Below are 24,797 nucleotides of genomic sequence, written 5' to 3' on the forward strand. Positions count from 1 at the left end.
TAGTTAAAAATAGGCGTATGTTTTATGTTTATATTCTGACAAATCCTGGTAAGACAGTTCTCTACATTGGTTTAACCAATGATTTGAAACGGCGATTAACTGAACACATTGAAGAACGAGGTGGACAAAATAGCTTTACTGTAAAATACAACTGTTATCAGTTGATTTATTATGAAGAATTTGCATCAATAAAAGACGCTATCTTAAGAGAAAAGGAACTCAAAAAATGGCGACGAGAAAAGAAAGAACAGTTGATTGCTTCGAAGAATCCGAAATGGCGTTTTTTGAATCCTGACATATTAAGGAGCAGCTGATCGCCAAATAATTTCATTACAGAGATAAGCTCGTCTTTGTTTCGGAGTTGTTTTTGGTGCGAATTTCGAGCATTCTTCGCAAGGCCGCAGGCCTGAANTCCGAAATGGCGTTTTTTGAATCCTGACATATTAAGGAGCAGCTGATCGCCAAATAATTTCATTACAGAGATAAGCTCGTCTTTGTTTCGGAGTTGTTTTTGGTGCGAATTTCGAGCATTCTTCGCAAGGCCGCAGGCCTGAAGAAGGATGCGAGAAATCTGGGTGTTTATTATACAACCCCGTCATCCCGAACGAGCGAGGCTGCGAAGCAGCCGCAGCGAGAGAGGGACCTCAAAACGCGTTGTTATGAAATAGGCGCTTTTTAAAGGGATTTTTTTTCACTAAACTCGTTGGTGAGTTTTTGAGTGGTTTAGTTGTTTGGTTTTTGAGTTTGGCACTACAAAAAGATACCGGCATGAATTTGTTCTTTTGGGCTTTTTTGCGTGAAGATGAGTATCATGCTACAAGTGTTTGAAACTCTTTAATACGAAGAAAACACAACTAGCCAAAATGTATGGCTGTGGGTGATTTATCCATCAAGTTGATTGATTCTCCAAGGTTACTTTTTTCCACCAGCTATTTTTTGAGTCTTTTTATTTCTTCTAAATCTTTCTTGGCCATTTCAGAAGAGAGTGGGGGACAATTAGCATGGCATTGTACTATAAAGAGAGGTCCCTTTTGGCTTGTTTCGAAGGCATAAATTAAATAGGGTTCTCCTATTTTTAAGAATATCCCGCAATCACTTTCCTCAGTCAATACAACCATTTCTTTTTTAGTGCTATCTCCCTTAATTGTTGTGTGCACACTTATAAAGAATTCGTTATAGCTCTTTCCTGTTAGAGTGTCTTTAAAGTTTGATTTTTTGCTGCTAATTATTGTTCCGGTGAAAACAGCTTTGGAATTATTCAATTTGCTTTTTACTGATGGCGTCGGTTGGTCGCAGTCACAAGCAAGAATAGTAAGATGAATGGAAAGGGCTACTAGTAATAATATGTGTTTCATTTCGACTTTATCTAATTACTTTATAAACTCTTTCTTTCACGAATCATGCCTGAAATTACAATGATTCCTATGATTGCAAACAATGCTAGTAGAATTGAAGCCACTAGTTCCTCGCTCTGTATACATTTAAGGATGAATGGGTTATCGTAAAGTTCATAGAAAGTTGCTAGTGTACAAGTAATTACTAAAATTACTGCGCATGCAAACAGTTTGAGTGACACATTGTTGTCTTGTTTTCTCGCATTTGAATATAGGTAGAGTACAATATTAGTTATGATAATAAAAACGTAGAGCGAGTATTCCCCCGGGGCGTCGTGTGGATTATGACCGGCTGCATAAATCAATAGCTTGCCCAGCAAAAACAGTGGAATGGCTTGTAACAGTACCGTTCGATAGATGGGCAATGATATTTTAAAGAGAAATTTCATATTTGGTTCATTCGAAACTAATTTTCTTTACTTTACTGCTGGAGGATTGGTTAATTCGTGAACAAATAATCTTTTTATACTAATCATTTTAATTCGCTTATTTTTCATTCACGATCCCAACCACATTGCCCCTTAATTCTAGTCTCCATTTCTTACCAAACCTACGATCTAAATAACGTTCTACTTTTCTGTTATATTCGGACATGGCTTCATGTTCATAGTCTGGTTCACAACCAAATAGGACATATTTCACGCAATACTTTTTTTCAAATAAACTGTCCCTCTTGCTAAAAGCTACCGGATCAGGTCCTCCAACTGAGAAAAAGCGAAGGGTATTGTTTAATAAATCCTTCGAAAAATTTGGTTTATTTTGTTGAAAATACTGGGCTCTCGTAGTAAGTGCTTGCACTAGAAGCAAGATTGTTAGGCTTAATAATGGTCCCCTTTTCATGTTAGTGCTAAGATTTTAGTTTCGGCTCGTACTTTTTAAAAACCATCAATGGCTTTTCCGGTGCACTTAGTTTTAATACTTCAGTGTCTAGTTGTTCAATATCGCCCTCCAGTCCTTCGATTTTTAGGTGTTTACCTTTTCTGGTTAGTTCTACTTTGCCTTCTGCATACGGCTCATTTTTCCCTTCGGTTTTATTCCAGATTAGATAAGTTCCATCAGCATTGAAGGTTACTACCAAATTCTTATTTTGTTTGTTAGCCTTTTCCATTTCTTGCATGGTTTCCTCATTTATTGGACCCTTGTACTCGAGGCCAGAATAGATCCAATTCCCGATTAACTTCTTTTTTGTTTCGGATTCTTGAGCCAGTGCGGAGGTGCAGGTTAATAGAAGGATAAACTGAAGGAGGATACTACACTTGTACATATATTTTTTTGAATTGATTCTGGTTGGAAAATTAGCAAAATTGAGTTGCTAAGCCAACATAATATGGAAAATTTAGTTCACAGCTTTTATTGTATAATAAGCTTTTGATTTAAGTTCTGTGAGCATTGCTCCTTCGATTTTTATAAACAGTATTGGCGGGAATCGCTTCTTTGTTGTATCAGGCATAGAAGTGCACGAGATTTTCAAACTGTCTTGTTTTATTTGGTAGAATACTGATGCTCCGCTTTCCCATAAACAGTCATTTGTTTTGTCATGGCGCCAATTGGTCAGCAAAGTGTCTCTTTGAGTCAATGGTGAAGCAACTTAAAAACTAAGCAACTAAATTACTTAATACCATGTAGCTTTAGTGCTTCAAAACCGGCGTCTTTCTACTAAACCCATTTCTAGGTTCCTCTCTGCGCTTTTTGCTTTGCAAAAAATGCTCGTTCGGAATGACAAACTAGGGAGGAAATAACCCAGATTTCTCGCTATCGCTCGATATTGATTCGCTGCACACGTCTTTATCAAGTCAATATAATTTCATTCTTTAATGTACCATTCGTCTAACTCTGCCGACAACGATGTCCGAAGCAATTTCGAGCATTCTTCGCAAGGCCGCAGGCCTGAAGAAGGATGCGAGAAATCTGGGTTGTAATAAGAAAATCCCGTCATCCCGAACGAGCGAGGCTGCGAAGCAGCCGCAGCGAGAGAGGGACCTCAAAACGCGTTGTTATGGAATAGGCGCTTTTTAAAGGTTTTTTTTCACTAAACTCATTGGTGAGTTATTGAGTGATTGAGTTGTTTGGTTTTTGAGTTTGGGCTTTGCGCAAGACACCGGTTTGAATTTGTTCTTTTGGGTATTTTTGCCTGAAGATGAGTACCATGCGTCAATAGTGTAATAACTTAAAAACTAAATAACTTCGCAATTAATAGAAAGGGACCTCAAAACGCATTGTTAGAGTCGAAGCGCCAATGAAGCTATTTTTTTTACTAAACTCGTTGGTGATTTTTTGAGTGATTTAGTTGTTTAGGTTTTGAGTTTGGGCATTACAAAAGATACCGGTTTGAATTTGTGCTTTGGGAATTCTTGCGTGAACTTGAGTACCATGTGTCAATAATGTATCAACTTAAGAACTTTAAAACTAAACAACTCAAAACTTCACTGTTACATTCTCACAGCCCTTTCAATCTCCTTCAAAGTATTAATATTATAGCCATACCGATTGCCGATTTTATAAAGTCCGCCAGATTCAACAGTTATCAGCAGTTCGAAAGGAGATCCTGTATATTTTCTTAGCCCTGAATGTTCTACAAGTTCTATTTTTATCTTATTAAATTCGTATTCCCTGACTTTAGTCCCTGAAAGGATACTCTCTAGAACAATCTTTATGTTGGCCTCTTCTTTATCTATTTCAATTTGGCTTACATAGTATTGAGTAATTCTATCTGCAATTCTTATTAGGAGAAGTACTGATAGTAAGAGTGCTATTTTTTCTGTTGTTAACATAAAGACATAGTTTGATACTAGTACAACTATTCCCAATAAAACAAGATACTCAAGCCAATATTTGAGTTCACTTTGCTTTTGAAGCCTACTGTCTGGTTTGAATGTGTTCATGAATAGTTTGTATTAGATGATAAACAATCTTATCTTATCTTGAACTTTTAAATGGTCCGGTAATCAAGTGTGTAAGTGATTGTTGATCGTCGGTTTGTGAGTCTTCGAGGCCATAATGAATATTCTTTGGGTCTGCTTTTTGGTAGGTACGAAAAAGTCTATCCCAGAAACTAAAGACTGCTCCATAATTTGAGTCTGTATAATGTTGTGGGTAGGAGTGGTGAATTCGATGAAAATTGGACGTTGCAAAAATAGTTTCAAAAATGCGTTCTATTTTATCAGGAAATCTGAAGTTAGCATGCTGTACGAAGAGCAATGGAAGATAAATCAAGAAGTAGATAGCTATTGTGTCAGATCCGTACCCAAAAATCAATGCAGTGAACATTTCCATCATAACTAGTCCAATATTGTCAATTGGATGAAATCGAAATGCGGTAGTTGAATCTACATCAAGATCACTGTGGTGAATTTTATGAAATCGCCATATGAAGTTTGATCTGTGGGAGATTCGGTGATAAAAGTAATCCCCACAATCCATTAATAAGAGGCCAATTCCAATTCTTAGAAAGGATGGAAGCGCAAATTGATGTAGCAAACCGAATTTCTCGGTATCAATGCATCCATACCAAGCTGTTGCAATATAATTTATAGGTGTTGTCACAACTAAATAGAAAAGAAGCACCCCTAAATTTCTGAATGTATGTATGGACCTGTTTTGTTTGAATTTAAAATAAGGCCAGATAGTTTCAATAGCAAAGAAGATACTTAATAATACAAATAAGTTTAAATTGTTTTTAAACTCTCTTATTATTAGGTCTACAACTTGTTGCATAATTTATTTATATTTAGAATTCCAGCAATAACTTAATGTAAAAAATTAGTTTGAGTTCGCTCGGATATTCTATCATTACTGCTTCTAGTAATGAATGAAGCTAAATCAGGACTGAGCAGAAGCCAAATGCTTCAATTTTCGCTCCTTTTATAAAGTCGACTTTACCGTTTGAGCTTCGCGTTTCATCATCCTTCAGTTTTAGAATATACAATAGAGGATTGGCTACTCCTTCATTCCAAAGCAGAAATGTATAGATCCTTGCTGAATCGTTTTGATTTGGAAAGTAAATGCGATGAAAGTTACTGATTAACATTTTACCGATGTATTCGATAGAATTTGTTTTGAACGATCGATCTGGCCTCGTACTTGCGCTAGTAATAATAGAGGGGGCTAAAAGCCCGTTTTTGAATATTTGAAAGGCTTCTGATTCTGAGTTTGTTAAGATGATCATACTTCTATCAAAATGAATTGTATCATTATTGATAGTTACCTTGCCTTCATATCTCGGAAATTCAATTTTAGCGGTGGCCTTTTGGATGCTTTCAAGGCATTCAGCCTGCTTTTCTGTTTGAGCCCAAAGCGAAAATGATATGCATAGATAGAATAATACTAGTACAACTGCTCGCATATAGAAGAATTTTAACTCGCAAGGTTTGAAAATACGAATATTTGAGGCGAATTGATTACCTAAGAAATCTTTCAATTTGGTTTTTATAATCCGGATTATCGGTCATTCCGTTATGCCCTTGCCCTCGAAGTGTTATCAATGTGTCGGTTGTTTTGAATTCTTTCTGAAGGTTTAAGGATGAGCCATAATAGATTACTTCATCCTGATCTCCATGAAATATGACAATTGGCGCCTGGCAGTTTTTGATGAATTCATTGGTTTCAAACTTATACTTTAAGATGAAAGTTGGAATAATTGGGAATCTGTGTTTCATCATATCTGTTAGACTATAATAAGGGGCTTGTAAAATCAGAAGTTTTGGATGATTGGTAGAGGCAATTTTTGCTGCCGGACCGGTTCCTATTGAATACCCCAATACGATGATTTTATCTTCTCGGTATATTGTTTTGAGTTTGTCATAAGCGGTTTGGATGTCTTGAAAGAATTGGTCCTGTCCATTGATCGTTCCTTCACTTTTCCCGAAACCTCGGTAGTCAGGCATAAAAACATCGTAATGCATTGCGGTATAGGTGTTAGCAACCTCACCCCAAGAGGCAATAGAACCTGCATTGCCGTGTAAATAGAAGATGACACCCTTTGAACTATCTGATTTAAAGAGAAGGGCATTGAGAATTGAACTGTCTTTAGTTTTAATGCTGAGTTCTTCGAAATTTTGCTCAAAAGAGTACTTATAATCAGAGGCTATTTTTTCGGGAAAAAAGATGAGTTTTTCCTGGCTAAAATAAAGAAGTACACATGCAAGTACGTATAGGCCAACAATGAATTTAATTGATTTGATTACTAGTTTTTTCATTGGTGTTGATGTCTTGAATAGATGATCTGGATTAGTTATTTGATAACGAAAGTATTCGCCTTTAATGGGTTTGTTATTGATCTCGGATATTTGCCTACCTTTTGTTATGTAATATCGTGATTTGGCAATCGTATATTGAGGATCCTAGACTGTGTCGGCAAGACTACCTAAAATCTGATTAATCTATTTTTGATGGGGCCAAAATTGCGAATTCATTTGAGCTCATAAGATGGTTGTTCCTAACTTGAATTGTTTACTAGGGTATAACCAAAGGCCAGTATTCTTTCTGAAGATACAATGCCAATCCGATATAAAAATTGTATGCGCATAATATTCCAAGAATTAATCGTTGGACTATTTTGTTCGAAATTACCAACGTAATAAGCAGAAAGATGAGTAGGCTTGCGGCACCGATTGCAAGCGGATAGATGTAATTAATCATTGCGCCAAGTTCTTGATGGGACATGTCGGTGGAGGTGGCAAATAAAAAAGACACTAGTGCGCAAATTGAAAGAAGAAAGAATCCCTTCATTCTTATACTAATCGTTCGTTCTTCAGGTGGCATATCCTATTTAATGATTGGGTATTGAAATTGGTTGGAACTGCTTTGTTGTATCTGGTTTAGATATGGTCTATTTAATTTCCATACCATAAGCTGCATGTATCCGTCTTTCGGCTTCTTCTCGTGTTATTCCTTCATAATAGTCACGTACAAACGGATCATCCATTTGATCATCATGTGGAAAAATTTCAGGTCTGTTATTATTGATTGCCGTTTCTACAGTTGTTTTTATTGAAAGGGTGCTTTCGTATCCTGGCAATTGATTACTTAAATACCCAAAGTAGCTGGCTATATAGTCTGGTGACTTAAAATGTGCTGCATAATCATTGTAACTCTTTTCGCTTAACGAAACCCATACGCCGTATTGCAGTGTCTCTTCTGAACCGATGATTTTTTGGTTTAACACCACTCTTATAAAGCGGTCAGTTTGATCGGAATATTGTATTATACAAAAATCATGGGTAAGTACAGCCAGTTCAATTCTTTCTTGTTCAGATAGGTTATAATAGTAGTAAGGGGCTTCATATACAATTGCTGGCAACTCTTGATGTGTTTGTCCACAAACGGAGCAGGTGAATGTCATTTTTAATTGTTTGGGCATCCATAAAAATTACAATTGTTTATTAATTTGTTTTTGAGTTTTCATCTAAATCCGAATATACAACAAGTCATCACGATGCCATTGTGTTCTTGTTTTTGTAATAGTAAGCGAGTATCTTCTATTGAATACTAGTTCAAATTTTAATCATTACGCTTCCAGCAACTAAGTCATGTATCGCTCTTTTTTTTGGATTACTGTGAATAGTTAAGAAAGAAATCCAACCCAAAAAAAACTTGATGGGATATCTCACAATTGCCTGAAGTAGATTGATTCGCTTAGTTGAGTCTGAATCCTTTCTTACTCTAATACCTTTCAAATAGTTTCCTAAAGTAGAACCAAATGTCATACAAACAGGCTCGTATACAATAAATAGTCCGGCAAATACTGATATTTTTACCCAGTCGGGTACATTTTCGTACCTGTCCAAAATACTTCCGGAGATGAACATTAATAAAACAATTAAAATTGTGTCTATAAATGTTGATTGAATTCTGTCAGTTAAAAGGGGATATTCTTCTTTCATTAATTTTGTCTTTTTTGAGTTTAGAAAGATTATTCAGGCATTTCTGTTAGCAGATTGATTTGTGGGAGCTGAATATTTATTTATAAGTTAACTATATTACCCGCCTGTAATATATGTTTTTTGTCTCTTGCAACAAACCTTATCAGCTGTATAGCCTGTTTTAAAAGAGATTATATATTCTATGATTTATTTTTGACGACAGTTGCCATTACACAATATCTTGGGTAGACTCCCCATCTACTTCTGATTTTAAAGTATTCTGAGACCAAGAATGTCTTTGCTTTTCCAATCTTTAAATTTACCTGATATTTCAAAATAAGTTCTATACTCACTCATCAATAGGGAAGGATAGATACCCCAAATTTGCATAATTCCAATGTTTTGTAATGGTTTATTTTTTGAAGTAGAAAGTATAATAATTATTTGCACCGCTGATCACTTGCCCATTTACTTGGTACGATTTAATAAAATTTATACAACCAATTTTATCCATTGAAAGACCGGTCCTGATACTCCGATATTCTTCGGTGATTTCTGTTATAAGATATTGTCTGTTCACTTTTGGTAATTCAATTTTATAGTCATATTTACTTAAGAAGCCATTGTCTAGACCGAACGAATAGCTTACCTGCAATGTATCATTGTATCTGCAATAGTTGCTATTAGTCTGATTAATAGAAAACGATTCGATGAGGATTGTAAAGTTTGAAGCCTTTTCGTATTTTTTAACGAGAATTGTATCGGTTTCATCTACAGGAAAAGAAATGAATGCAATATTTGTAACTGCTTCGGTGCAAGGATATTCTTTACATCCAAAGAGAATGGCACACACTGCTAAAAAGGCGGTTGAAAAATGCTTCATGAATTAGTGATTATTGTTTGAGACATCTGTATTGTTAGATTCTTTTTGTGTCTATCCATTTGTTGGTTGTAAATAGCTCTGCTGATTTTTTGAAGAGTTCAGCCGTATTTTCTAGAACCTTTGGCCACCCTACAGATGCGGGATAAAAATCATAGTGGTCATAATGGTTATTGGTTAATAGGACGGCTAAATCTTCAAAACTTATATTGTTATCTGCATCAGAGTAGGGGCGTAGCTCGTCGTCTATAAGCCGTCTTATTTCTGCGTGAAAATAGCTTTGGTTGCCTTCTAATTCAACTTGTATAAATTGGTTTCTTAAAACTCTTACATACCTATCTCCGCCGGTAATTGAATAGCTTTCCATCACCATTTTCAACCCATACTCTTTTGTCAGAAAATGAAAGTAGCGGGTAAAGTCAGCTGATGTCTTTTTGGTATTTTCTGTTGTTTGTGGCATCTTTTTAGGGCTTACGGCAGGGACTTTATAGAGATTGTCACTTGTGGTTCGTTCACCCATAACCTGTTCAGACCTATTCCGGCTTTAGTTTCGTGATGGTAAAGCCGGTGTTGAAATTAGGATATAATATTGAAGATGGTATGTCCTACCTGAACCGCAGATTGGATTTTTAATTGGCTAAAGTACTCTTATTGTACGCAAGTTGCATAAACCCTAATGTTGTATGCTGCTAATTTGTGTTATGAAATAGAATTCCAACTAATTTTCCAATCCCTTTCCAATCACAATTATTTACTGTATATATCTTGCTCAATTTATCTATTGAAAGTGTGTAAACGTCTACAGTTGTACAAATAAAATGTGAAGCAGAAACAGAGATTAGCTGTCTTTCGAAATTACGCACCGAGTCAATTTGATAGTCACCAAGTTTTATCTTCTTTAATGTGGTATTTACATTTTTATTTTCAATATTTCCTTTCATTTTAAAACATGCAAAGTAGCCGTTTGTTTCTTTTGAAATAACAAGACTAAGATTGCTTTGATGAAAGCAGCCGTTTGATTGAACATTTATAAAATAATCCTGTCCGAGTTTCAAGCTGTCAATACATAATATAGATGGTGATGAGTCAATTTTGTTAGCTGTATTCAATAGTGTGAAATTACTTTGATGGTTTGGCTTCTGGACGTGCTGTAAAAAACTCTTGTTAATACCAAACAGAAAAAAGGGTATAACAATTTTCAAAAAATTTATGTTTAGTGAATAGTGCATAGTGGCGAATCGCCTTCCAGTTTTTTTTGTGTTGATGTTCTATATTACTTTAGCCCGCAACTCTGGTTTATCAAAGATTGAGAGTTGAAGGTATAAACTAAAACCGGCATTTTAGAATATTGATTCTTAGCGGCACTCCGCCAATCGTTCAAAAATCTCGGCACTTTCAATGTCTTTAAAAGCCAGTATTATTTCATCCTGTTTTTTATAAGTAAAACTACCATCAAAATTCTCGTTTATATTACCAGTTATCAATATTAAATGTTGTGAGTTAAACTGTAAATGTATCTTATACACGTAGCCATGGTCAACACCAACTGATACAACTTTTACATTTGAGTTTACCTTCAACTCTTCGAGTGTTCTGTCAACTCCGGCGGTGTTTTTATCTGCCCAAAATGTATCGAGACCAATATTCGTTTGCGACGTGAATAATCTATAAGTAGAATCTTCTGTATCAAGCTGAATTTGGATAGTGTAGAGAAAATGAAAAGGGATTGAAGATAAATCGAACTTCGGTTCTCTATCAATATCAAACAAAATCGTTTTCACCAGTCGATTTTCAATAGCAGAAACGAATGTTGAAATATTTTCTCTATAAGGTCTTACGTCATCCATATATTTATTTTGTGGCTAACCGCTGAAGCTTTACGTTCGTGACGGTTTCAGGGAACCTCAGCCAGCCCGGTATAAAGATGATTAGAATTACTGACGATCAGGTTTAAGCATCTGCAAGCATGACGCAAAAACCGGTGTAAGCTGCTGTCAGGCTCAATTGTGCCATAGGTAAATTTTGTATTCTACCTCCCAAGTGTCACTACTTTTCTTCAAAACGGCTAACGCGCCATGTCCATTTAAGCCGTTTCTTTTAACCCAATAACATACAATCGCGGTAGTATTGCCCAAATAATAATTGATTCTTGAAAACGAGAAAATACCAGCCGCATTAGGGTATCTCTCATAAAATGCAATCCAATCTTGTTGAATATGCTTTTGTCTAATAGGAAATCTTTTAACAACTAAAGTATTATGTTCGTGGCTAAAATTATTGTTTATTACAACCTTTTCATTATTACTTCCATAGAAGTTCGCAAGCAACTTTGTCAAGCTACTATCTATAACCGTTGGTCTCTGCCCGTTTCTGTTCTCTGTCCACATGTATACCTGCTGCCTATCACTTAAATTTGATGAATTAAGTTGTTGAATTGTTACTCTTGTTTGAACACTCTTTTCCAAACTATCAATACCATTTCTCAAAATAACGGCCAAACTACTGCTGTCTCTTATCTCTGTTCGAATAATGCTACCATAAATGACATAGTCCTCTGCTCCCAGTTGTCCGAATGAACATACCGCTATAAGAAGAGGTATTATTCCCAATATATATGCCTTAGACATGCAGGTCATAAATTTGTAGCAAGTCCCTTGATGTATGCTGCCTTTCTCTATAATTTTTTGTAAAGGCTTACAATTTCTTTGAACTTGTCAAAGTTTTTAGGATAGGTTGTATTTGTTGCTGTAAAGTCTATCCAGACATACGATGTACTGGTCTCTGTAATTATATAGCAACAGTCATAAATTTTGTTTCCTCTAAGTAATTGTACTTTGTAAGCGTTACCTAAATATTTAAAGTCTGTCAACTCTTTTTTAAGAAGCATTTTATGTTGAGAACTCCATTTTGGCGATTGTCCCATACTATAATCTTTAACTACCCAATTTTCAAAGTCTGATAAACTTTTGAAGTCGTCTTTTTTGAAGTTTTTAAAAAGTAAAGCATTTTCTATTGAGTCAACTGCTGGAAATGTTCCTCCAAATAAATTTAGAGGTGTCTCCCTAATATGCCACCACTTTGGAATTGTTATTTGAAAACCGTAAGTTGAATCTATGTGTATTATTGAATCTCTACCTGAAAATTGTTCAAGTTCAATCAAGTAAGCTGGTAAGTTTATATGCTTAACATTGTCCTCAGGTCGTGTTTGAGAAAAGCAAGCATTAGTCGCAATTAAGAATGACAAAATTAATAAGGGCCTTGTCATAAATATGTATTGTTAAATGATGAATTGATACTGCATGTTTCTTTAAGGATGCATACAACGAACAAGTGTTGCCGATGGCAGGGAATTTTTGCACTAAAGTTTATTAGAATTACTACTGTTGAACCTTACACAAATGCCCAATAGAAGCAGTTTAGCCCGCTTTTGGCAATACCTTGTTATGGGCAGTACTTCTTGCCATTCGTTATCAGAACAATGAAGTTTGAGTTTCAATCTTCGGGTGAAAAGTGCCGATAATCATAAACGGATTCTTACCGGTTAAATGATGAATTTGTGATGTTCCTAGAAATAAATGCAAATCTTTTGTTTTTGCAAAGTCGTCAAAGTATTTTTTCTTCACATCTTCAACTGCTTTTTCTTCGTTGCCTTCGTGTCGAGAAAGACAATTCCAATAAAGTTGCCCTATTTCCCAATCTTCAATCATCATTTTGCTTTGTTTTCCATTGCAATCACGCAAAACATAAGAAAATTTATAAGGTAGCTTTCTAACAACTTCAAACAAATCTTCATCTTCTTGAGCAAATAAATTACTGCTTCTGTCTTGTTTTAGTTTTTCGAGTTTCGTTTTATCCCATTCCCTTTCTACTTGCTCAATAGTGAAATCGACAATTTCTGTTGGCTTAAAGACAGCAAGAGAAGTCATTATTTCCCGATTTTTGGCTTCTGCAATAAGTTCTTCAATATCAGCATAGATTTTGTTTTTAAACACAATTTCTTTGCGTAGCAACCAATTGCTTCTTGTGTCTAAATGGTCTAAAATCTTAATTTCCGTATCATAAGAAACAGGTCTAAAACTTTCTTTTCTAAAATCGCTTGTGTTTTTCACAAGGTCAATTTCTATCCAATCGTATTTTTTGTATTGTTCCTCAAATGATTTTTTACGGAATTGAATAGGATAAATTCTAATCCAACTTCCGTCTTCAAGAAAACCTGCCGTACAAACTAATTCATCATATTTGCTTGAAATTGCAGGGTAGGTTTTTACCGTGATTAAAACTTTTGTCTTTGCCATTTTAAATATGTGTTACTTCGTATTCAAAATCAGGCAGGTTCTCAATGGCTTCCGCTAAATGTTTGCGATGGCATTGGCATATATTCGCTTCAAAACAAGTTAAAGCAATGCGTTTTCTTTCTTTCAGCAAGTTTAAAATTTTCTCTTGCGAAGATCTTGTTTTCGTCAAGTTGTTTTCGCAATAAACAGCAAATAATTTATCATAATCGTCTTGTGTATTTAATTCTTGTCGTTGTTCGGATTGTATACCAACTTCAGGGTAATGTGCATACTCAATTCCCAAACTGTTGCAATAGCGTTTTAATTGATTTTTGCTAAATCCATATTTCATACTTAACGGATTGTTACGAACATCAACTAAAACTTTTACATCATTTTTAAGCAAACGATTTAAGTATTCCTCTAACGAAATACCTTCGTAGCCAATAGTAAACAAAACAGTTTTGTTGTTTTTTGGACGACTGCTATTTACTTTATCAAGTTGTTCTGTCGTTAAAATTTCCTTTGCTTTTATACTGTTTATAGCCGTGTATGGAAAGTTTAAATAAGTGTGCTTCATCAAAGCATCAGCATTCATTTTTCCGTATTGGTCTTTTACATACAACATCAACTTTTTATCGTCAGATTTTAGTGTGTTGAAATAATTTGTTGTTTCGTTACAAGTAAAATGGCTTGTTGTTTCGCTCAACATTCCTTTTTTTACCATAGCCGTTAAGTCTGCATTAGCGGAATACGAATAACAACCGTATTTATATGGAATAAAATCGTATTCGGGTTTAGCCTGATGTTTTGTAAAAAGGTAAAGCAATTTTTGTAGGCTGATTTTATCAATCGTTCCTTCAAAAATTTGCAACAAGGCTAATATAACTTTTCGTCTATAAAACATTCGGTAAAGGTAGTAAATTTGACTTGACTTGCTATGGCATTTAGTTAAATTTCATCATTTGTCCAAGTTTTTGTTTGTCTGATGGGTGTTGCGTGGGTATTGCCCGTAGCTTTCGGGCCTTGCTGCGGTCGTGGTGTAGGCGTACCCAAGCTTTGGCAGTTGAAAGTGTCTTTGTGAGTATGATGACTTTTTAAATGAAGCCCGACGTTTGAGTATTTGCGAAGGCAGGGAATTCATTGATTGTCCTTCGCGGCATCTCGCCCAAGGCGAGACCCATTTGAAAATTTGTTGTTGAATTTAAGAACTAAAGCTGAACATTGAAAGTCAATCCCGAGCCACTGCTGATGCTTGCACATAGCTGATGTTACAATGTCCAGCCCTGCTTTTGCAACTACTTTTGTTGGCAGCAGTATTTTTATTTTCGCTCAATTTTTACTAATCCTTGTCGTGTCGCTAAATATAAATTCCCCTTGTCATCAAAAGTCATAGTAGAAATGTAGGATGTTGGAATATCAGAATTTTCATTGTGATAGTTTTCCCAACCATCTTTTAAGTTATATCTAACTAAACCGGCTCTGTCAGTCGAAATCCAAAGAACTTTTTCATTTTTGTCATATAGAACGCAATTTGTGTGATTAAATGGCATTCCTGAATTGTCTGTTGTAAATTGTTTGAATGTTCCGTCTGTGTAGCGAATTGCAATACCCTCATCATTGTTTACTTTACCTTTTTCTTTTCTGTCGAACTCGTAAAGAGTAAAGTAAAGATTTCCGTTTTCGTCTTCATCCATTGAAGTAATACACTTTCCTTTCAAAACAGTTTTTTTTGTATTTTCAAAATTTGTTACTTGATTGCTTTCATCAATCACTGCTGTTCCACTAAACGTGCCGATCCAAATTCTGTTTTTTGAATCTCTTTTTGCAAACGTTACTCTATTTGAGGGCAAGTCTTTGAGTTTGCTTTTATTTAGGTTAGTCCATTTTCCGTCTTTATATATAGTCAAGCCCTCGTCAGAGCAGAAGAATAGTTCATTTGTTTTTGGGTTATTAATAATTTCATATGCTCCATCAATTCCTATCTCGGTTGAGTCATACTTTGTCCATTTTGTATTGTCAAAACTATAAATATTGTTTTTTCCGTAAACCCATTTCACATCATTGTTGTCTGACGCTAATGCGTAGTAGGCGAAATATTTGCCCTTGTCTGTGATGTTTTGTTCGGCATTTTTAAATTCTTTACCGTCAAAGGTCACTAAACCTTCATCTACAGTAAGCCAGATAAATCCGCTTTTGTCTATTGCAATATTGTCATTCATATTGTTAGGAAGATTTGAGTTATTAGAGTTCCAAACGGTTATTTTGTAATTTTTTAAATTTTCATTTTTGTAAACATAGGATTTATTGAAAATTTCTGGACTTCTCGGATTGTCGAACGAATTTTTGAAAGCGGTCATATCAACCCGTTCAATCTGCCCGGAAATTTTATTGTCGTTGATTACGAAAATTAAATTCATAGAAGATTTTTCTTCTTTCTTTCCGCTTGTTACTGCAGGTGTCCATTTTTTGAACTTGTTAAGTTCTTCAATGATTTTCAATGTAATTGGATTGTTTGATTGGTCAGTATGACTTAAGACACAAGCCAGACCTTTTGCATCAACAAGTACTTGAAATTTTACAGCACCTTTTATTCCTTGTAAGTTTAATTCCTTGTTTAGTTTGTCTTGTAGTTTTAAAAACTCGGTTTCGTCATACCCTGCCTTTATATCTCCGCAATCAAGGCAAAATCTTTCAGTTATACAGTTGTCTAATTTTACAGGAAATAAGTTTTGTGCAGTTAAGTTCGATGCAAATGCAATCAGTAAAATAAAAATCGATTTTTTCATTAGTTATGTTAGTTTTTGAAGGGTCGCTTCAATATTGTGGCGAACGGTCAGGGCTTTGCGCTGCTGGGGAAATGTTGCTGTGTCCGCCCCGGCTTGCAAATGCCGATTAATGATTTGAAGTTAATGATTAATTCTGAAGTTGAAGTTTAAGTGTCCGCCCGAACCACTGCTGCCCAGAGCTGGGAAAGTTGAAAGACACTGTTCGTCCGCCCCAGTATGCGCAAAACCCCATGTAAGCTGCAGTTTAGGTCAAGCCTGTCACTGCGATAAATTTATAACTGTTGTGTCCGCGGCTACCATTTATAAGACTTTTCCATTTTAACTTAATCTCACCGTCTTTTTTTATCCGTCCTCTATACTTTACAATTCCAGTCTTGCTTTTAGTTGAAAAAGATATTCTTCTGCCTTTAATCTCAAAGTCACCCTTACCGACTTGCTCAGCACTAATATTAAACCAATTTTTTAGGTCGTTTATACTTCCTTCACAGTCTGTACCAACATTAATTACTTTTCCGTCTGAATAAAATCTTAAATAATCTTGGGTTCTCTCGTCGTCACCTTTTTCTATATAACAGTCAGTTTGATAGTATCCGTCAAATTTCAATAAAGTTTTTTTTTCGCTTTGTCCAAAAGATAAAAGCGAAAAGAGTAGAGTTGGTAACAGGAATAAGGTTTTCATATGTCAGTTTAAAATGCTTTTTTATATCTGTCGCTATTATGGAATGTGCTTTATGAATTATGGAGTCTCTCAAAATTGCAGCTTACGGCCGGGGCTTTGCGTTCGTGGCGGTATTCAGGGATCCTCAGCCCAGCCCTGGTTTAAAGATGATTAGAATTACTGGCGATCAGGTTTAGGCGTCCGCCGCCATAACGCAAAACCCGGTGTTGGCTGCACATTTATTTCGAATGTCCCAATTCTGCACTAGTAGGATCCTTTTTATCCTTCCAATCTTCAAATTTTGCTACTAAGTCCAAATAAATACTATACTGACTCAACTTTAATGAAGGAAAAACGGAATTCAATGCGTCAATACGCTTTTCTGAAATTATATAGTTAACTGACTTGTTAATTGCTATAGGCAATTTTTCGGGTATCTGGCTTTTTCCTTTTAGACCTAGTCTATTTTGTTTGGAAATATATGATGTTAAAATAACAGACAATGTGTCTCCTGTAATGCTATACTTGCCTTCATATGTTTCCTTAAGCACAGTCTGATACATGCTTTTATAATCAGTGGAATAAATAATATATATAACGGTCGAATCATTCTTAAAATGTAGCAAGTAGTCAATCTCTTTCGTTCCGATATAATAACATGTTTGTTGATGTACGTAGTAAGTTCTGTAGGACATCGCTGACTGTCCGTAAACACTAGAAAAGCTTATAATCAATAGGTATAATATGTAGATTTTTCGACGCATATGTATTGCAGCTAACGGCCAGGGCTTGCTGCTGTGCTGGTATTCATTGAACGTCCAGCCCCGAACCGCTGATGATTGAAAATATGAAGATGAAGTTAACAACAAAAAGCTAAATAGAATTACGTCGGCTGGAACTGCTGCTGATAGCGAACAAAAAGATGAGAATATATTCGTCAGCCAGCATAGCAGCAAACCCCCTGTTAGCTGCATACCCTTCTCTGTCAGCAACAAGATTTGCCCAATTGAATAGGCGGACACTTTACTGTTCCGTAACTGCAATAAACACAACAGTCGCCTTCTTTTGGTTTAAGTCGTGTCTTACAATTTGAACACTCATAAAAATACTGACAAGCATCTGTTGGCATTGTTTCTTCTTGTCTGTGTCCACAAACGGGGCAAGTAATAACAGATTGAAGTATGATAGTTTTTTCCATTAGTTGTTGATTACAGATTGAGAAGTTACTTTATAACCAGTTTTATTAATGACGGATACAAGGCTATCAACGGAAGTTTTACTGTTGTCAAACTTTACAAGGCTGTTGCCCTTTTCGTAAGAAGTATTGAACTCAATCACTCCCGATGTTTTTGAAAGTTCGCTATTTATATGTTCTGTGCAGCCTTCGCAGGTCATACCTTTTATTTTAAATTCTGCTGTCTGTATGTTGCTTTTGTCAACAATAATAACCTTTGCTTCCTGTGGCTTTGGATAAAATACTTTTGCATAGTAAGGAAATGCAATTACCAGTCCTGCAAGCACTGTAACGATTGCTAAAAATGATTTTGATTGCCAAAATGATTTTTTGTTGTCTGCTTCACAGTCGCAGTCAACTTGTTTTTTTGGTTTTAATTTTTGATACCACGCAAACGCAAAAACGGCAACAGTCAAACCGATTAAATATGGACGAAAAGGTTCAATCCACGAAAACGAGGAAGCAAGTCCACTTGCACCACCTAAGAAAGCTAAAACTGGTGTTATGCAACAAAGCGAAGCAGCAACTGCTGCCAACAGACCTGCAACCCAACCTTTACTATTTTTTGTTTTCGTTGTCATACTGTCGCCAAATTTTGTTGATTAATAATTTTAAAAAACGGTCTTAAAGTTTTTAAATGTTCGCTGCGTAAAGAATAGAAAATAGTTTGCCCTACTTTTCTGGCTTCAATGATGTTTCCGTCTTTTAGTTTGCGTAGATGTTGCGATATAGCTGGAATGCTCATTCCTAAAATGTCGCTTAGGTCGCAAGGGCAAAGTTCATTTTCTTCTTCAAGTAGAAACATTATTTTTAGCCGCACTTCGTTGCCTGCCAAAGCAAGAACTTGCCCCAACTGCAAAAAAGATTTTGAGTTTGTCTTTAATTTTTCACGGCAACTTTTAATTTGTTCTATGTCCGCCTGTAACCGTATGCAAGTGTCGTTTGCCATTGTCAAATTTTTTTGTTGTGGCAAATGTAGGAAAGATTACTTATTTAAGCAAATACTTAAATACAAAATTGTCAGACAGGTTACAAAGCTGTTTTGAAGTGTCGAAAAAAATGTCCAATTAGTAAACGGGAAGTGTCCAACAGGGTTGCAGCTAACACGTAAATATATGAATCCCCACATAAAATTGTTATACAACTAAGTGTTTGATTCCTATATGGTTAGTGATATACAAAATTTATTGTTTGTTAGTACAATTCACCAGTCTATCTCGTTACTCTTCCACAAATCATCAAACGGACTAACAATGTTTACCAAGCTCTTTTTGCTTACATGTAAATACCGCTCCGTTGTTCTGATGTCAAAATGACCTAATAAATCCTTGATATACCGAATGTCTACACCTTTATCCAACAAATGAGTTGCAAAACTGTGCCGCAAACTGTGAATACCCACCGATTTGCTGATGCCCGCCTTCTGCTTTGCATTCGAAAACACTTGCTGAATAGTTCGAGTAGGGTAGGAGCTACCGGTCTGACTAGATTCAAACAAATACTTTCTAGGCTTCGGCTCACACTCTTGAATATAGCGACGTAAAATGTCTAACAAAACCGGACTTAAATTTACATACCGGTCTTTTTTACCCTTTGCATTCCGAATATGCATCTGCATTCGCTTGCTGTCAATATCCGATAGTTCTAATGCCACTACTTCGCTTACCCGCAATCCTGCCGAATAGGCTGTAAACAACATAGCCTTGTGCTTTTTATTCTGTAACGCATTGAACAAACGCGTTAACTCATCTTCGTTCAACAATTTAGGTAATTGTAATGGCTTTTTGGGTCGTGGAATCTCCCAAAAGAATTTCTCTCGTTTCAATACCTGCTCATAGTAAAACTTTAAAGCATTTATTCTACTATGCAATGTATTTTCCGATAGATTCAACTTCTCAAAACAATATTGGAGATATGCCTTGATCCGATCCGGCGTAAAACTTCGCGCATCACGATCTTTTATGGTTCCTAAAAATGCATGCAGCTCATTTAAGTAGGTGCGTATGGTAGAAGGACTGTAGGCCTTTAAAATCAAATGCTGACGCACATCTTCCAACACCTGCTTATTAACGTCGTAGATTCGATCTAACGTATAACCTGCACCCCTTTCCGTTTTCTCAGACAACTCCCTGCTCATTCCACCTGCCTTTCCCAATTGCTCCTCAATGATAATACACCCCGCTTCCTTTAACAAATGATGCAATCTTTGTAAGTTCGATTCGCTAAATCCTACATACCAACATTTATGAGTCTGACTCCACCTTGCACCCATTTTTTTCCGCAGCAATCCATTTAAACTACTATAGTTCTCAAAATAGATCCCAATGCATCTTGCACCCCGATGATCCATTACTTTAATGCGAACTTCTTTCACGTTTTTGCCCCGAAAGCTAGCTCGCCTATCTTACATACTCATGGTGTTTTCATCAATTTACAACCTGTTATTAACCATATATCAAACTTTAGTATTTGCTCTGTCCTCCGCTACGCTTCATAAATTTCTACTTCCTTCCTCCCTTTTTTTGCCACAGATACTCCAGATTACAACAGATTTCCACAGATTAGCCTCCAATATTCAATCAACCTGACAGCGATCAGGATTTACAAGATTAAAGGATTTACAGGATGGATAGTCTACCTCCTCACCCTCGTTTCCTCTTATCCTCCTTCCTGTATTCCCCCTGTTCTTTCTTGATCTCGCCGGCTGTTTCATTATTAATTATTACTTATTAATTATTAATTGCCCCGGCTGTTCAATTCTTAATTCTTACTTCTTAGTTCTTAATTAACTCCCCCTGTTCCTCCCCCTCTTCTTTCTTTGTATTTCCTCGTCTCCTCGTCTCCTCGTCTCCTCGCTTCCTCGCTTCCTCGTTCCTGTCTTCCCGCACTTCGTGCCTCTCAGTTACAACATTACATCATAACCTACTCATATTCAATTAGTAAGCCGATTTGAAGGAAAATGTGTTTTTGTAATTCAGACCGGCTAGGTATGTACACACCGGTCCCTGAAGAGAAGGTAAAGATCACTCCTCGGACTCGGTTTGTTCCCTAAATATACTTATTTACCTAATAACCACAAGGTCGTATACACGAGATTTTTTGATGGGGATTTGTTAATGTTTGGTAGGGGTGGGGTGGGTTCTTTTCGGTCAGGTATCAAGGTTGAGGCATTGGGCATTAGGCTTTAGGCTTTAGGCTTGGCGCAGCTGCGCTGCTGCTAAAGTCGCAAAGTTTCACGGAGGTAGAGAAGGGGCGCTAAGTGGGAATGACTTACTATTTGATAGGTTTATTTTTCCCTTAACCTCTATTTGTACTGTGTTTTCTTTACCGCGGCGTCCTTCGACTCAACTTTCGGTTGGCTCAGGAACCAGCGCAGCGAACGCAGCGGTTTCGCAGCGGAAGCAACGGATACACCACCACTACAACAAAAAAAAGACGGCCTCTCAGCCGTCTTACTCTTTCATATTTTTTATTCCCCAATCGCGCAGCGATCAAAACCTAACACCTAAAGCCTAACGCCTAACGCCTAACACCTAAAGCCTAACACCTAACGCCTAACACCTAATCAGTATTTCGCTGCTTTCCCCCCACTCGCACTCTTCCGAATAAACTCCCTCAAATCCTCATTGCTGCTTACCAAATCCTCTCTTCTCAAATACATCATATGACCGCTTCGGTAGCCCTTAAAGCTGATCCTGCTGGTCAACTTACCCGATGGATCGATCTGCCACATATTGTACTGCGCATTGAAATAGTCACAGGCACCGTCGTAATAACCCGATTGCACCATTACATGCAAATACGGATTCGAACGCATCGCCTTGCCCAAATTCTCTCCCGTAGTGTTGTTGCTGTTGTCCCAAGGGTGCACCGGACCAAACATATTGTACTTCAGATCCGTTTTGTACCCCAATTCCTCTCGTAAATACATATTAATGGGAGGAGTGAAGGAATGCAACCAACTGGTCAACTCCGAGTTGAAATCCGGACGATCACCCGCATCCTTCTTGTCAATGCCCTTATATCTTGAATCCAATCTACCCACCGTATAGCCCTCCGCTCTCAACAACTCTTTCCAGAACAATTGCGTGGATACATCAAAGTTGTTTTGCAATATTACTTCTTCCGATAGTCCCGAATAACGCGCCATCTTCTTCGCCAAATCCTTGCGCTCGGCATCAGTGATCAAACTGCCTTTATTGATGCCCACCAACAATTCTCCCATCGCAAATTTCTCTACCTCCGGTAGCATAGCCGTCAAATCCTTCGATTGCAAATCGGCCGGTAATTTCTTATGATACCAGGCCGTCGCCGCGAAATAAGGCCATCTCAGGGCGGTTGCTTGCTGCGGACTTCTCGTTAAACCTAAATCGGTAGGCGATACCAATACCACGCCGTTAAAATACATCCACTGACTTTCCTGCAATTCCAACGCCAATCCCGATACCCGCGTGGTTCCATAACTTTCACCAATCAAATACTTGGGAGAAGCCCATCTATTGTACCTGCTCATAAAAGTATTGATCCACTCCGCCAAATACTTCACATCGGCATTCACACCAAAGAAAGTAGAACGGGGCGTATTCTTGTCTACAATGCGCGAGAAACCCGTATTCACGGGATCTACATACACAATGTCGGCTACATCTAAAATGGAATTGGGATTGTCTTTGAATCCATAAGGTTGAATTGGATTGCCCTCGTCATCAATATTCAATACCACCGGTCCCGTATAAGCGATGTGCATCCACACCGATGCCGATCCCGGTCCACCGTTAAAACTCACCACAATAGGTCTTGTGGTTTTATCTTTTACATCCGTTCTTTCGTAATAAGTGAAAAACAATCCGGCAATGGTCTTACCATCTTCGTTCCACACCGGCATGGTACCGGTAGTTGCCTTATACGGCACTTTCTGCCCTTTAATGGTTACTTCATGTGCACTCACCACCACTGCATCCGGATTAAAATTCACATCCGGTCCTGCATTTTTTACTTCCTTAACCGGGGCTGGGGGAGTAGCCGGCGCCGACTTCGGCTGCGCCATCAAGCAATACGGACTTGCCACCGCAAGTACCATCAACAATTTTCTCATAAGTCTATTTTTGGTTGGAAAGGGAAGGTAATTAATAATTAAGAATTAATAATTAATAATGAAACAGCCGGGGTAATTAATAATTAATAAGTAATAATTAATAATTGAACAGCCGGCGAGATCAAGAAAGAACAGGAAGAAGAACAGGGGGAATACGGAAAGGAGGCTGAAAATTGCGAAGCGAGGCAGTTGTGGGAAGGGGAGAAGGAAAATAGAGTAAATACAGAGAGACTGCCAGCGCTGCGTTTCCGCTGCGACCGCTGCGCCGCTGCGGTAAAAAAACTATGATTTAGGAGCAAATAGCCGGCGATCAGACTGATTGAATATCAGAGGCTAATCTGTGTCAATCTGTATAATTTGAGCTATCTGTGGTCAAAAAAAGCCTAACACCCAAAGCCTAAAGCCTAACATCTTATCTGAAACTCGGACACAAACTCTGCCTCTTATCCCCATTATACTCACTATAAAACCCTCTCTTCATCAACGCAAACTCCAACGCACCTCTCGTATTATTAAACTGACTCAAGCTAGAAGTAGTAGCATCATACGTAAACGTCAACCGAACACCCTTCCATTCCAAACCCACCAAAGGAATAAACGCATCACCCGGACGCATATAGATCCCCGCTAAAAACTGATTCTCTCCACTATTTCCCAAATCAAACTGCGCAAAGCCCCCAATCACCATCTCACTCGCACCCGCTTGTCTACTATAATACCCCATCGGATTCACGATCACCGATTCACTCACTTTCACACTCGCATTCACAAACGCAGAATAACGCGGTTGCAATCTGCTATCAAAACCAACCGGATCAGTGGTGAAGAAACTTTCTCTGGGTCTGTTCAAATGCCACATCGAAACCCCTCCGTTGATGTACAATTTATCGTTGGGGAAGAAAGCATAGTTCAATCCCGCCTGTACATCCAAGTAGTTATTATTCGGTGCATCAATCACCACACTGGTAGGCAAAGTATTGTCGAAGAATTGACCGTCGAATTGGTCAGGGAATTTCAATTCAGAAGTGTTGATGCGCTTGTTCGACCAGCCCATATTCACACCAAAGCTCAACAAATGCGCTACGCCCAACATTTGGTGATAGGCTGTTGATAGGTATACTTTGGTAGAACTCAAACTTCCGCTTCCGGCCACATCGCGCATGATCACGCCACCAACGCCCAACCATCCACTTTCAATGCGATCGCGGAACAATTGCGCATCACCCCAAATACTCATGGTTTTATAGGGAATGCTCATGATCGAGCTCCATTGATTGCGGTAATTGGCACCAATTCTATAGTCTGCATCGGGGATAAAACCGGTATTCGCCGGATTCGTCACAAGTGGCGTATTGTACCATTGTGAGAAATGCAGATCCTGCGCTGTAGCTGAAACCGAACATACCATGCCCAGCACCCACATCATTCCAATGCGAGCACTCCAATTCTTGATCACACTTTTTATGTTCCGGTTATCGTTCATGCGCTTATAAATATACTGTTAAATGCCCTGAAAGGTTTGCCACTGAAACCCTATTTAGCAATCATTAACTAAGTTTTAATGTTGGTTCACCGCAGAGCTCGCCAAGCCCGCAAAGAATTCGCAAAGTTCT

At 37.4% G+C, this 24,797-nt stretch carries 28 protein-coding genes; 1 reads left to right on the forward strand and 27 read right to left on the reverse strand.

Annotated elements, in window-relative coordinates:
* A partial coding sequence (locus ACQ2HE_RS19135) for a GIY-YIG nuclease family protein (protein ID WP_430902486.1) occupies positions 1 to 314 on the forward strand: 314 nt, incomplete at its 5' end.
* 615 nt (positions 315 to 929) lie between these two features.
* On the opposite strand, the gene ACQ2HE_RS19140 is transcribed toward ACQ2HE_RS19135, so the two are convergent.
* From ACQ2HE_RS19140 to ACQ2HE_RS19270, 27 genes are all read right to left on the reverse strand, one after another.
* Positions 930 to 1,355 (reverse strand): hypothetical protein, encoded by a 426-nt coding sequence (locus ACQ2HE_RS19140; protein WP_430899102.1) that lies wholly within the window; start codon positions 1,353 to 1,355, stop codon positions 930 to 932.
* A 20-nt stretch (positions 1,356 to 1,375) separates the two neighbouring features.
* Positions 1,376 to 1,783, reverse strand: coding sequence for a hypothetical protein (locus tag ACQ2HE_RS19145; protein ID WP_430899100.1), 408 nt, complete (start codon positions 1,781 to 1,783; stop codon positions 1,376 to 1,378).
* Positions 1,784 to 1,880: 97 nt separating this feature from the next.
* A complete protein-coding gene (locus ACQ2HE_RS19925; RefSeq protein WP_472846344.1) occupies positions 1,881 to 2,234 on the reverse strand; it encodes an FEKKY domain-containing protein in 354 nt (117 codons plus the stop codon).
* Between the two features lie 7 nt (positions 2,235 to 2,241).
* On the reverse strand, positions 2,242 to 2,502 hold the full coding sequence (locus ACQ2HE_RS19155; RefSeq protein ID WP_430899096.1) for a hypothetical protein: 261 nt from the start codon (positions 2,500 to 2,502) through the stop codon (positions 2,242 to 2,244).
* A gap of 1,321 nt (positions 2,503 to 3,823) precedes the next feature.
* Positions 3,824 to 4,276: a hypothetical protein gene (locus ACQ2HE_RS19160; RefSeq protein ID WP_430899094.1), complete on the reverse strand. Its 453-nt coding sequence runs from the start codon at positions 4,274 to 4,276 to the stop codon at positions 3,824 to 3,826.
* A 34-nt stretch (positions 4,277 to 4,310) separates the two neighbouring features.
* Entirely contained in the window at positions 4,311 to 5,108 is a 798-nt protein-coding gene (locus ACQ2HE_RS19165) for a sterol desaturase family protein (protein WP_430899092.1), read from the reverse strand.
* A 100-nt stretch (positions 5,109 to 5,208) separates the two neighbouring features.
* The gene (locus tag ACQ2HE_RS19170) at positions 5,209 to 5,736 is read right to left on the reverse strand and encodes a hypothetical protein (protein ID WP_430899090.1); all 528 of its coding nucleotides are present in this window, start codon (positions 5,734 to 5,736) and stop codon (positions 5,209 to 5,211) included.
* Positions 5,737 to 5,791: 55 nt separating this feature from the next.
* Positions 5,792 to 6,589: an alpha/beta hydrolase gene (locus ACQ2HE_RS19175; RefSeq protein WP_430899088.1), complete on the reverse strand. Its 798-nt coding sequence runs from the start codon at positions 6,587 to 6,589 to the stop codon at positions 5,792 to 5,794.
* Between the two features lie 632 nt (positions 6,590 to 7,221).
* On the reverse strand, positions 7,222 to 7,752 hold the full coding sequence (locus ACQ2HE_RS19180) for a DUF2199 domain-containing protein (protein ID WP_430899086.1): 531 nt from the start codon (positions 7,750 to 7,752) through the stop codon (positions 7,222 to 7,224).
* A gap of 133 nt (positions 7,753 to 7,885) precedes the next feature.
* The gene (locus ACQ2HE_RS19185) at positions 7,886 to 8,275 is read right to left on the reverse strand and encodes an RDD family protein (protein WP_430899084.1); all 390 of its coding nucleotides are present in this window, start codon (positions 8,273 to 8,275) and stop codon (positions 7,886 to 7,888) included.
* 391 nt (positions 8,276 to 8,666) lie between these two features.
* Complete coding sequence (locus ACQ2HE_RS19190) at positions 8,667 to 9,137, reverse strand: hypothetical protein (RefSeq protein WP_430899082.1); 471 nt, start codon at positions 9,135 to 9,137, stop codon at positions 8,667 to 8,669.
* A gap of 34 nt (positions 9,138 to 9,171) precedes the next feature.
* On the reverse strand, positions 9,172 to 9,654 hold the full coding sequence (locus tag ACQ2HE_RS19195) for a hypothetical protein (RefSeq protein WP_430899080.1): 483 nt from the start codon (positions 9,652 to 9,654) through the stop codon (positions 9,172 to 9,174).
* A gap of 169 nt (positions 9,655 to 9,823) precedes the next feature.
* The gene (locus tag ACQ2HE_RS19200; protein WP_430899078.1) at positions 9,824 to 10,243 is read right to left on the reverse strand and encodes a hypothetical protein; all 420 of its coding nucleotides are present in this window, start codon (positions 10,241 to 10,243) and stop codon (positions 9,824 to 9,826) included.
* 246 nt (positions 10,244 to 10,489) lie between these two features.
* A complete protein-coding gene (locus tag ACQ2HE_RS19205) occupies positions 10,490 to 10,981 on the reverse strand; it encodes a hypothetical protein (protein WP_430899076.1) in 492 nt (163 codons plus the stop codon).
* Positions 10,982 to 11,134: 153 nt separating this feature from the next.
* Entirely contained in the window at positions 11,135 to 11,761 is a 627-nt protein-coding gene (locus ACQ2HE_RS19210; RefSeq protein WP_430899074.1) for a hypothetical protein, read from the reverse strand.
* Between the two features lie 47 nt (positions 11,762 to 11,808).
* Complete coding sequence (locus ACQ2HE_RS19215; RefSeq protein WP_430899072.1) at positions 11,809 to 12,399, reverse strand: hypothetical protein; 591 nt, start codon at positions 12,397 to 12,399, stop codon at positions 11,809 to 11,811.
* 205 nt (positions 12,400 to 12,604) lie between these two features.
* Positions 12,605 to 13,429: a hypothetical protein gene (locus tag ACQ2HE_RS19220; RefSeq protein WP_430899070.1), complete on the reverse strand. Its 825-nt coding sequence runs from the start codon at positions 13,427 to 13,429 to the stop codon at positions 12,605 to 12,607.
* Between the two features lies 1 nt (position 13,430).
* Positions 13,431 to 14,315 carry a DUF488 domain-containing protein gene (locus tag ACQ2HE_RS19225; RefSeq protein ID WP_430899068.1) on the reverse strand — a complete coding sequence of 295 codons (885 nt, stop codon included), beginning with the start codon at positions 14,313 to 14,315 and terminating at the stop codon, positions 13,431 to 13,433.
* Between the two features lie 415 nt (positions 14,316 to 14,730).
* Positions 14,731 to 16,197 (reverse strand): ligand-binding sensor domain-containing protein, encoded by a 1,467-nt coding sequence (locus tag ACQ2HE_RS19230; RefSeq protein ID WP_430899066.1) that lies wholly within the window; start codon positions 16,195 to 16,197, stop codon positions 14,731 to 14,733.
* A 244-nt stretch (positions 16,198 to 16,441) separates the two neighbouring features.
* Positions 16,442 to 16,876 (reverse strand): hypothetical protein, encoded by a 435-nt coding sequence (locus ACQ2HE_RS19235; protein WP_430899064.1) that lies wholly within the window; start codon positions 16,874 to 16,876, stop codon positions 16,442 to 16,444.
* 218 nt (positions 16,877 to 17,094) lie between these two features.
* On the reverse strand, positions 17,095 to 17,418 hold the full coding sequence (locus ACQ2HE_RS19240; RefSeq protein ID WP_430899062.1) for a hypothetical protein: 324 nt from the start codon (positions 17,416 to 17,418) through the stop codon (positions 17,095 to 17,097).
* 422 nt (positions 17,419 to 17,840) lie between these two features.
* Positions 17,841 to 18,053, reverse strand: a complete 213-nt coding sequence (locus ACQ2HE_RS19245) for a GDCCVxC domain-containing (seleno)protein (RefSeq protein WP_430899060.1) — start codon at positions 18,051 to 18,053, stop codon at positions 17,841 to 17,843.
* A complete protein-coding gene (merTP, locus tag ACQ2HE_RS19250) occupies positions 18,053 to 18,670 on the reverse strand; it encodes a mercuric transport protein MerTP (protein ID WP_430899058.1) in 618 nt (205 codons plus the stop codon). The genes ACQ2HE_RS19245 and merTP overlap by 1 nt, the downstream gene beginning before the upstream one ends.
* Positions 18,667 to 19,038, reverse strand: coding sequence for an ArsR/SmtB family transcription factor (locus ACQ2HE_RS19255; protein ID WP_430899056.1), 372 nt, complete (start codon positions 19,036 to 19,038; stop codon positions 18,667 to 18,669). Before ACQ2HE_RS19255 ends, merTP begins: the two co-directional genes overlap by 4 nt.
* 255 nt (positions 19,039 to 19,293) lie before the next feature.
* Entirely contained in the window at positions 19,294 to 20,463 is a 1,170-nt protein-coding gene (locus ACQ2HE_RS19260; RefSeq protein WP_430899054.1) for a tyrosine-type recombinase/integrase, read from the reverse strand.
* Positions 20,464 to 21,654: 1,191 nt separating this feature from the next.
* Positions 21,655 to 23,184 (reverse strand): S10 family peptidase, encoded by a 1,530-nt coding sequence (locus tag ACQ2HE_RS19265; RefSeq protein ID WP_430899052.1) that lies wholly within the window; start codon positions 23,182 to 23,184, stop codon positions 21,655 to 21,657.
* Positions 23,185 to 23,596: 412 nt separating this feature from the next.
* Positions 23,597 to 24,667, reverse strand: coding sequence for a PorP/SprF family type IX secretion system membrane protein (locus ACQ2HE_RS19270; RefSeq protein ID WP_430899050.1), 1,071 nt, complete (start codon positions 24,665 to 24,667; stop codon positions 23,597 to 23,599).
* Positions 24,668 to 24,797 lie beyond the last annotated feature (130 nt).

It is taken from the genome of Endoryza foliicola (genome assembly GCF_050589245.1).
GTDB lineage: Bacteria > Bacteroidota > Bacteroidia > Chitinophagales > Chitinophagaceae > Endoryza > Endoryza foliicola.

What these genes read in the sequence shown, in the direction of transcription:
- ACQ2HE_RS19215 (WP_430899072.1), bottom strand. Translation starts at nt 12,399, where the DNA reads ATGACAAGGCCCTTATTAATTTTGTCATTCTTAATTGCGACTAATGCT.
- ACQ2HE_RS19145 (WP_430899100.1), bottom strand. Translation starts at nt 1,783, where the DNA reads ATGAAATTTCTCTTTAAAATATCATTGCCCATCTATCGAACGGTACTG.
- ACQ2HE_RS19210 (WP_430899074.1), bottom strand. Translation starts at nt 11,761, where the DNA reads ATGTCTAAGGCATATATATTGGGAATAATACCTCTTCTTATAGCGGTA.
- ACQ2HE_RS19190 (WP_430899082.1), bottom strand. Translation starts at nt 9,137, where the DNA reads ATGAAGCATTTTTCAACCGCCTTTTTAGCAGTGTGTGCCATTCTCTTT.
- ACQ2HE_RS19155 (WP_430899096.1), bottom strand. Translation starts at nt 2,502, where the DNA reads ATGGAAAAGGCTAACAAACAAAATAAGAATTTGGTAGTAACCTTCAAT.
- ACQ2HE_RS19270 (WP_430899050.1), bottom strand. Translation starts at nt 24,667, where the DNA reads ATGAACGATAACCGGAACATAAAAAGTGTGATCAAGAATTGGAGTGCT.
- ACQ2HE_RS19195 (WP_430899080.1), bottom strand. Translation starts at nt 9,654, where the DNA reads ATGGGTGAACGAACCACAAGTGACAATCTCTATAAAGTCCCTGCCGTA.
- ACQ2HE_RS19180 (WP_430899086.1), bottom strand. Translation starts at nt 7,752, where the DNA reads ATGCCCAAACAATTAAAAATGACATTCACCTGCTCCGTTTGTGGACAA.
- merTP (WP_430899058.1), bottom strand. Translation starts at nt 18,670, where the DNA reads ATGACAACGAAAACAAAAAATAGTAAAGGTTGGGTTGCAGGTCTGTTG.
- ACQ2HE_RS19185 (WP_430899084.1), bottom strand. Translation starts at nt 8,275, where the DNA reads ATGAAAGAAGAATATCCCCTTTTAACTGACAGAATTCAATCAACATTT.
- ACQ2HE_RS19245 (WP_430899060.1), bottom strand. Translation starts at nt 18,053, where the DNA reads ATGGAAAAAACTATCATACTTCAATCTGTTATTACTTGCCCCGTTTGT.
- ACQ2HE_RS19230 (WP_430899066.1), bottom strand. Translation starts at nt 16,197, where the DNA reads ATGAAAAAATCGATTTTTATTTTACTGATTGCATTTGCATCGAACTTA.
- ACQ2HE_RS19235 (WP_430899064.1), bottom strand. Translation starts at nt 16,876, where the DNA reads ATGAAAACCTTATTCCTGTTACCAACTCTACTCTTTTCGCTTTTATCT.
- ACQ2HE_RS19925 (WP_472846344.1), bottom strand. Translation starts at nt 2,234, where the DNA reads ATGAAAAGGGGACCATTATTAAGCCTAACAATCTTGCTTCTAGTGCAA.
- ACQ2HE_RS19140 (WP_430899102.1), bottom strand. Translation starts at nt 1,355, where the DNA reads ATGAAACACATATTATTACTAGTAGCCCTTTCCATTCATCTTACTATT.
- ACQ2HE_RS19240 (WP_430899062.1), bottom strand. Translation starts at nt 17,418, where the DNA reads ATGTATCAGACTGTGCTTAAGGAAACATATGAAGGCAAGTATAGCATT.
- ACQ2HE_RS19160 (WP_430899094.1), bottom strand. Translation starts at nt 4,276, where the DNA reads ATGAACACATTCAAACCAGACAGTAGGCTTCAAAAGCAAAGTGAACTC.
- ACQ2HE_RS19220 (WP_430899070.1), bottom strand. Translation starts at nt 13,429, where the DNA reads ATGGCAAAGACAAAAGTTTTAATCACGGTAAAAACCTACCCTGCAATT.
- ACQ2HE_RS19225 (WP_430899068.1), bottom strand. Translation starts at nt 14,315, where the DNA reads ATGTTTTATAGACGAAAAGTTATATTAGCCTTGTTGCAAATTTTTGAA.
- ACQ2HE_RS19265 (WP_430899052.1), bottom strand. Translation starts at nt 23,184, where the DNA reads ATGAGAAAATTGTTGATGGTACTTGCGGTGGCAAGTCCGTATTGCTTG.
- ACQ2HE_RS19175 (WP_430899088.1), bottom strand. Translation starts at nt 6,589, where the DNA reads ATGAAAAAACTAGTAATCAAATCAATTAAATTCATTGTTGGCCTATAC.
- ACQ2HE_RS19170 (WP_430899090.1), bottom strand. Translation starts at nt 5,736, where the DNA reads ATGCGAGCAGTTGTACTAGTATTATTCTATCTATGCATATCATTTTCG.
- ACQ2HE_RS19165 (WP_430899092.1), bottom strand. Translation starts at nt 5,108, where the DNA reads ATGCAACAAGTTGTAGACCTAATAATAAGAGAGTTTAAAAACAATTTA.
- ACQ2HE_RS19255 (WP_430899056.1), bottom strand. Translation starts at nt 19,038, where the DNA reads ATGGCAAACGACACTTGCATACGGTTACAGGCGGACATAGAACAAATT.
- ACQ2HE_RS19205 (WP_430899076.1), bottom strand. Translation starts at nt 10,981, where the DNA reads ATGGATGACGTAAGACCTTATAGAGAAAATATTTCAACATTCGTTTCT.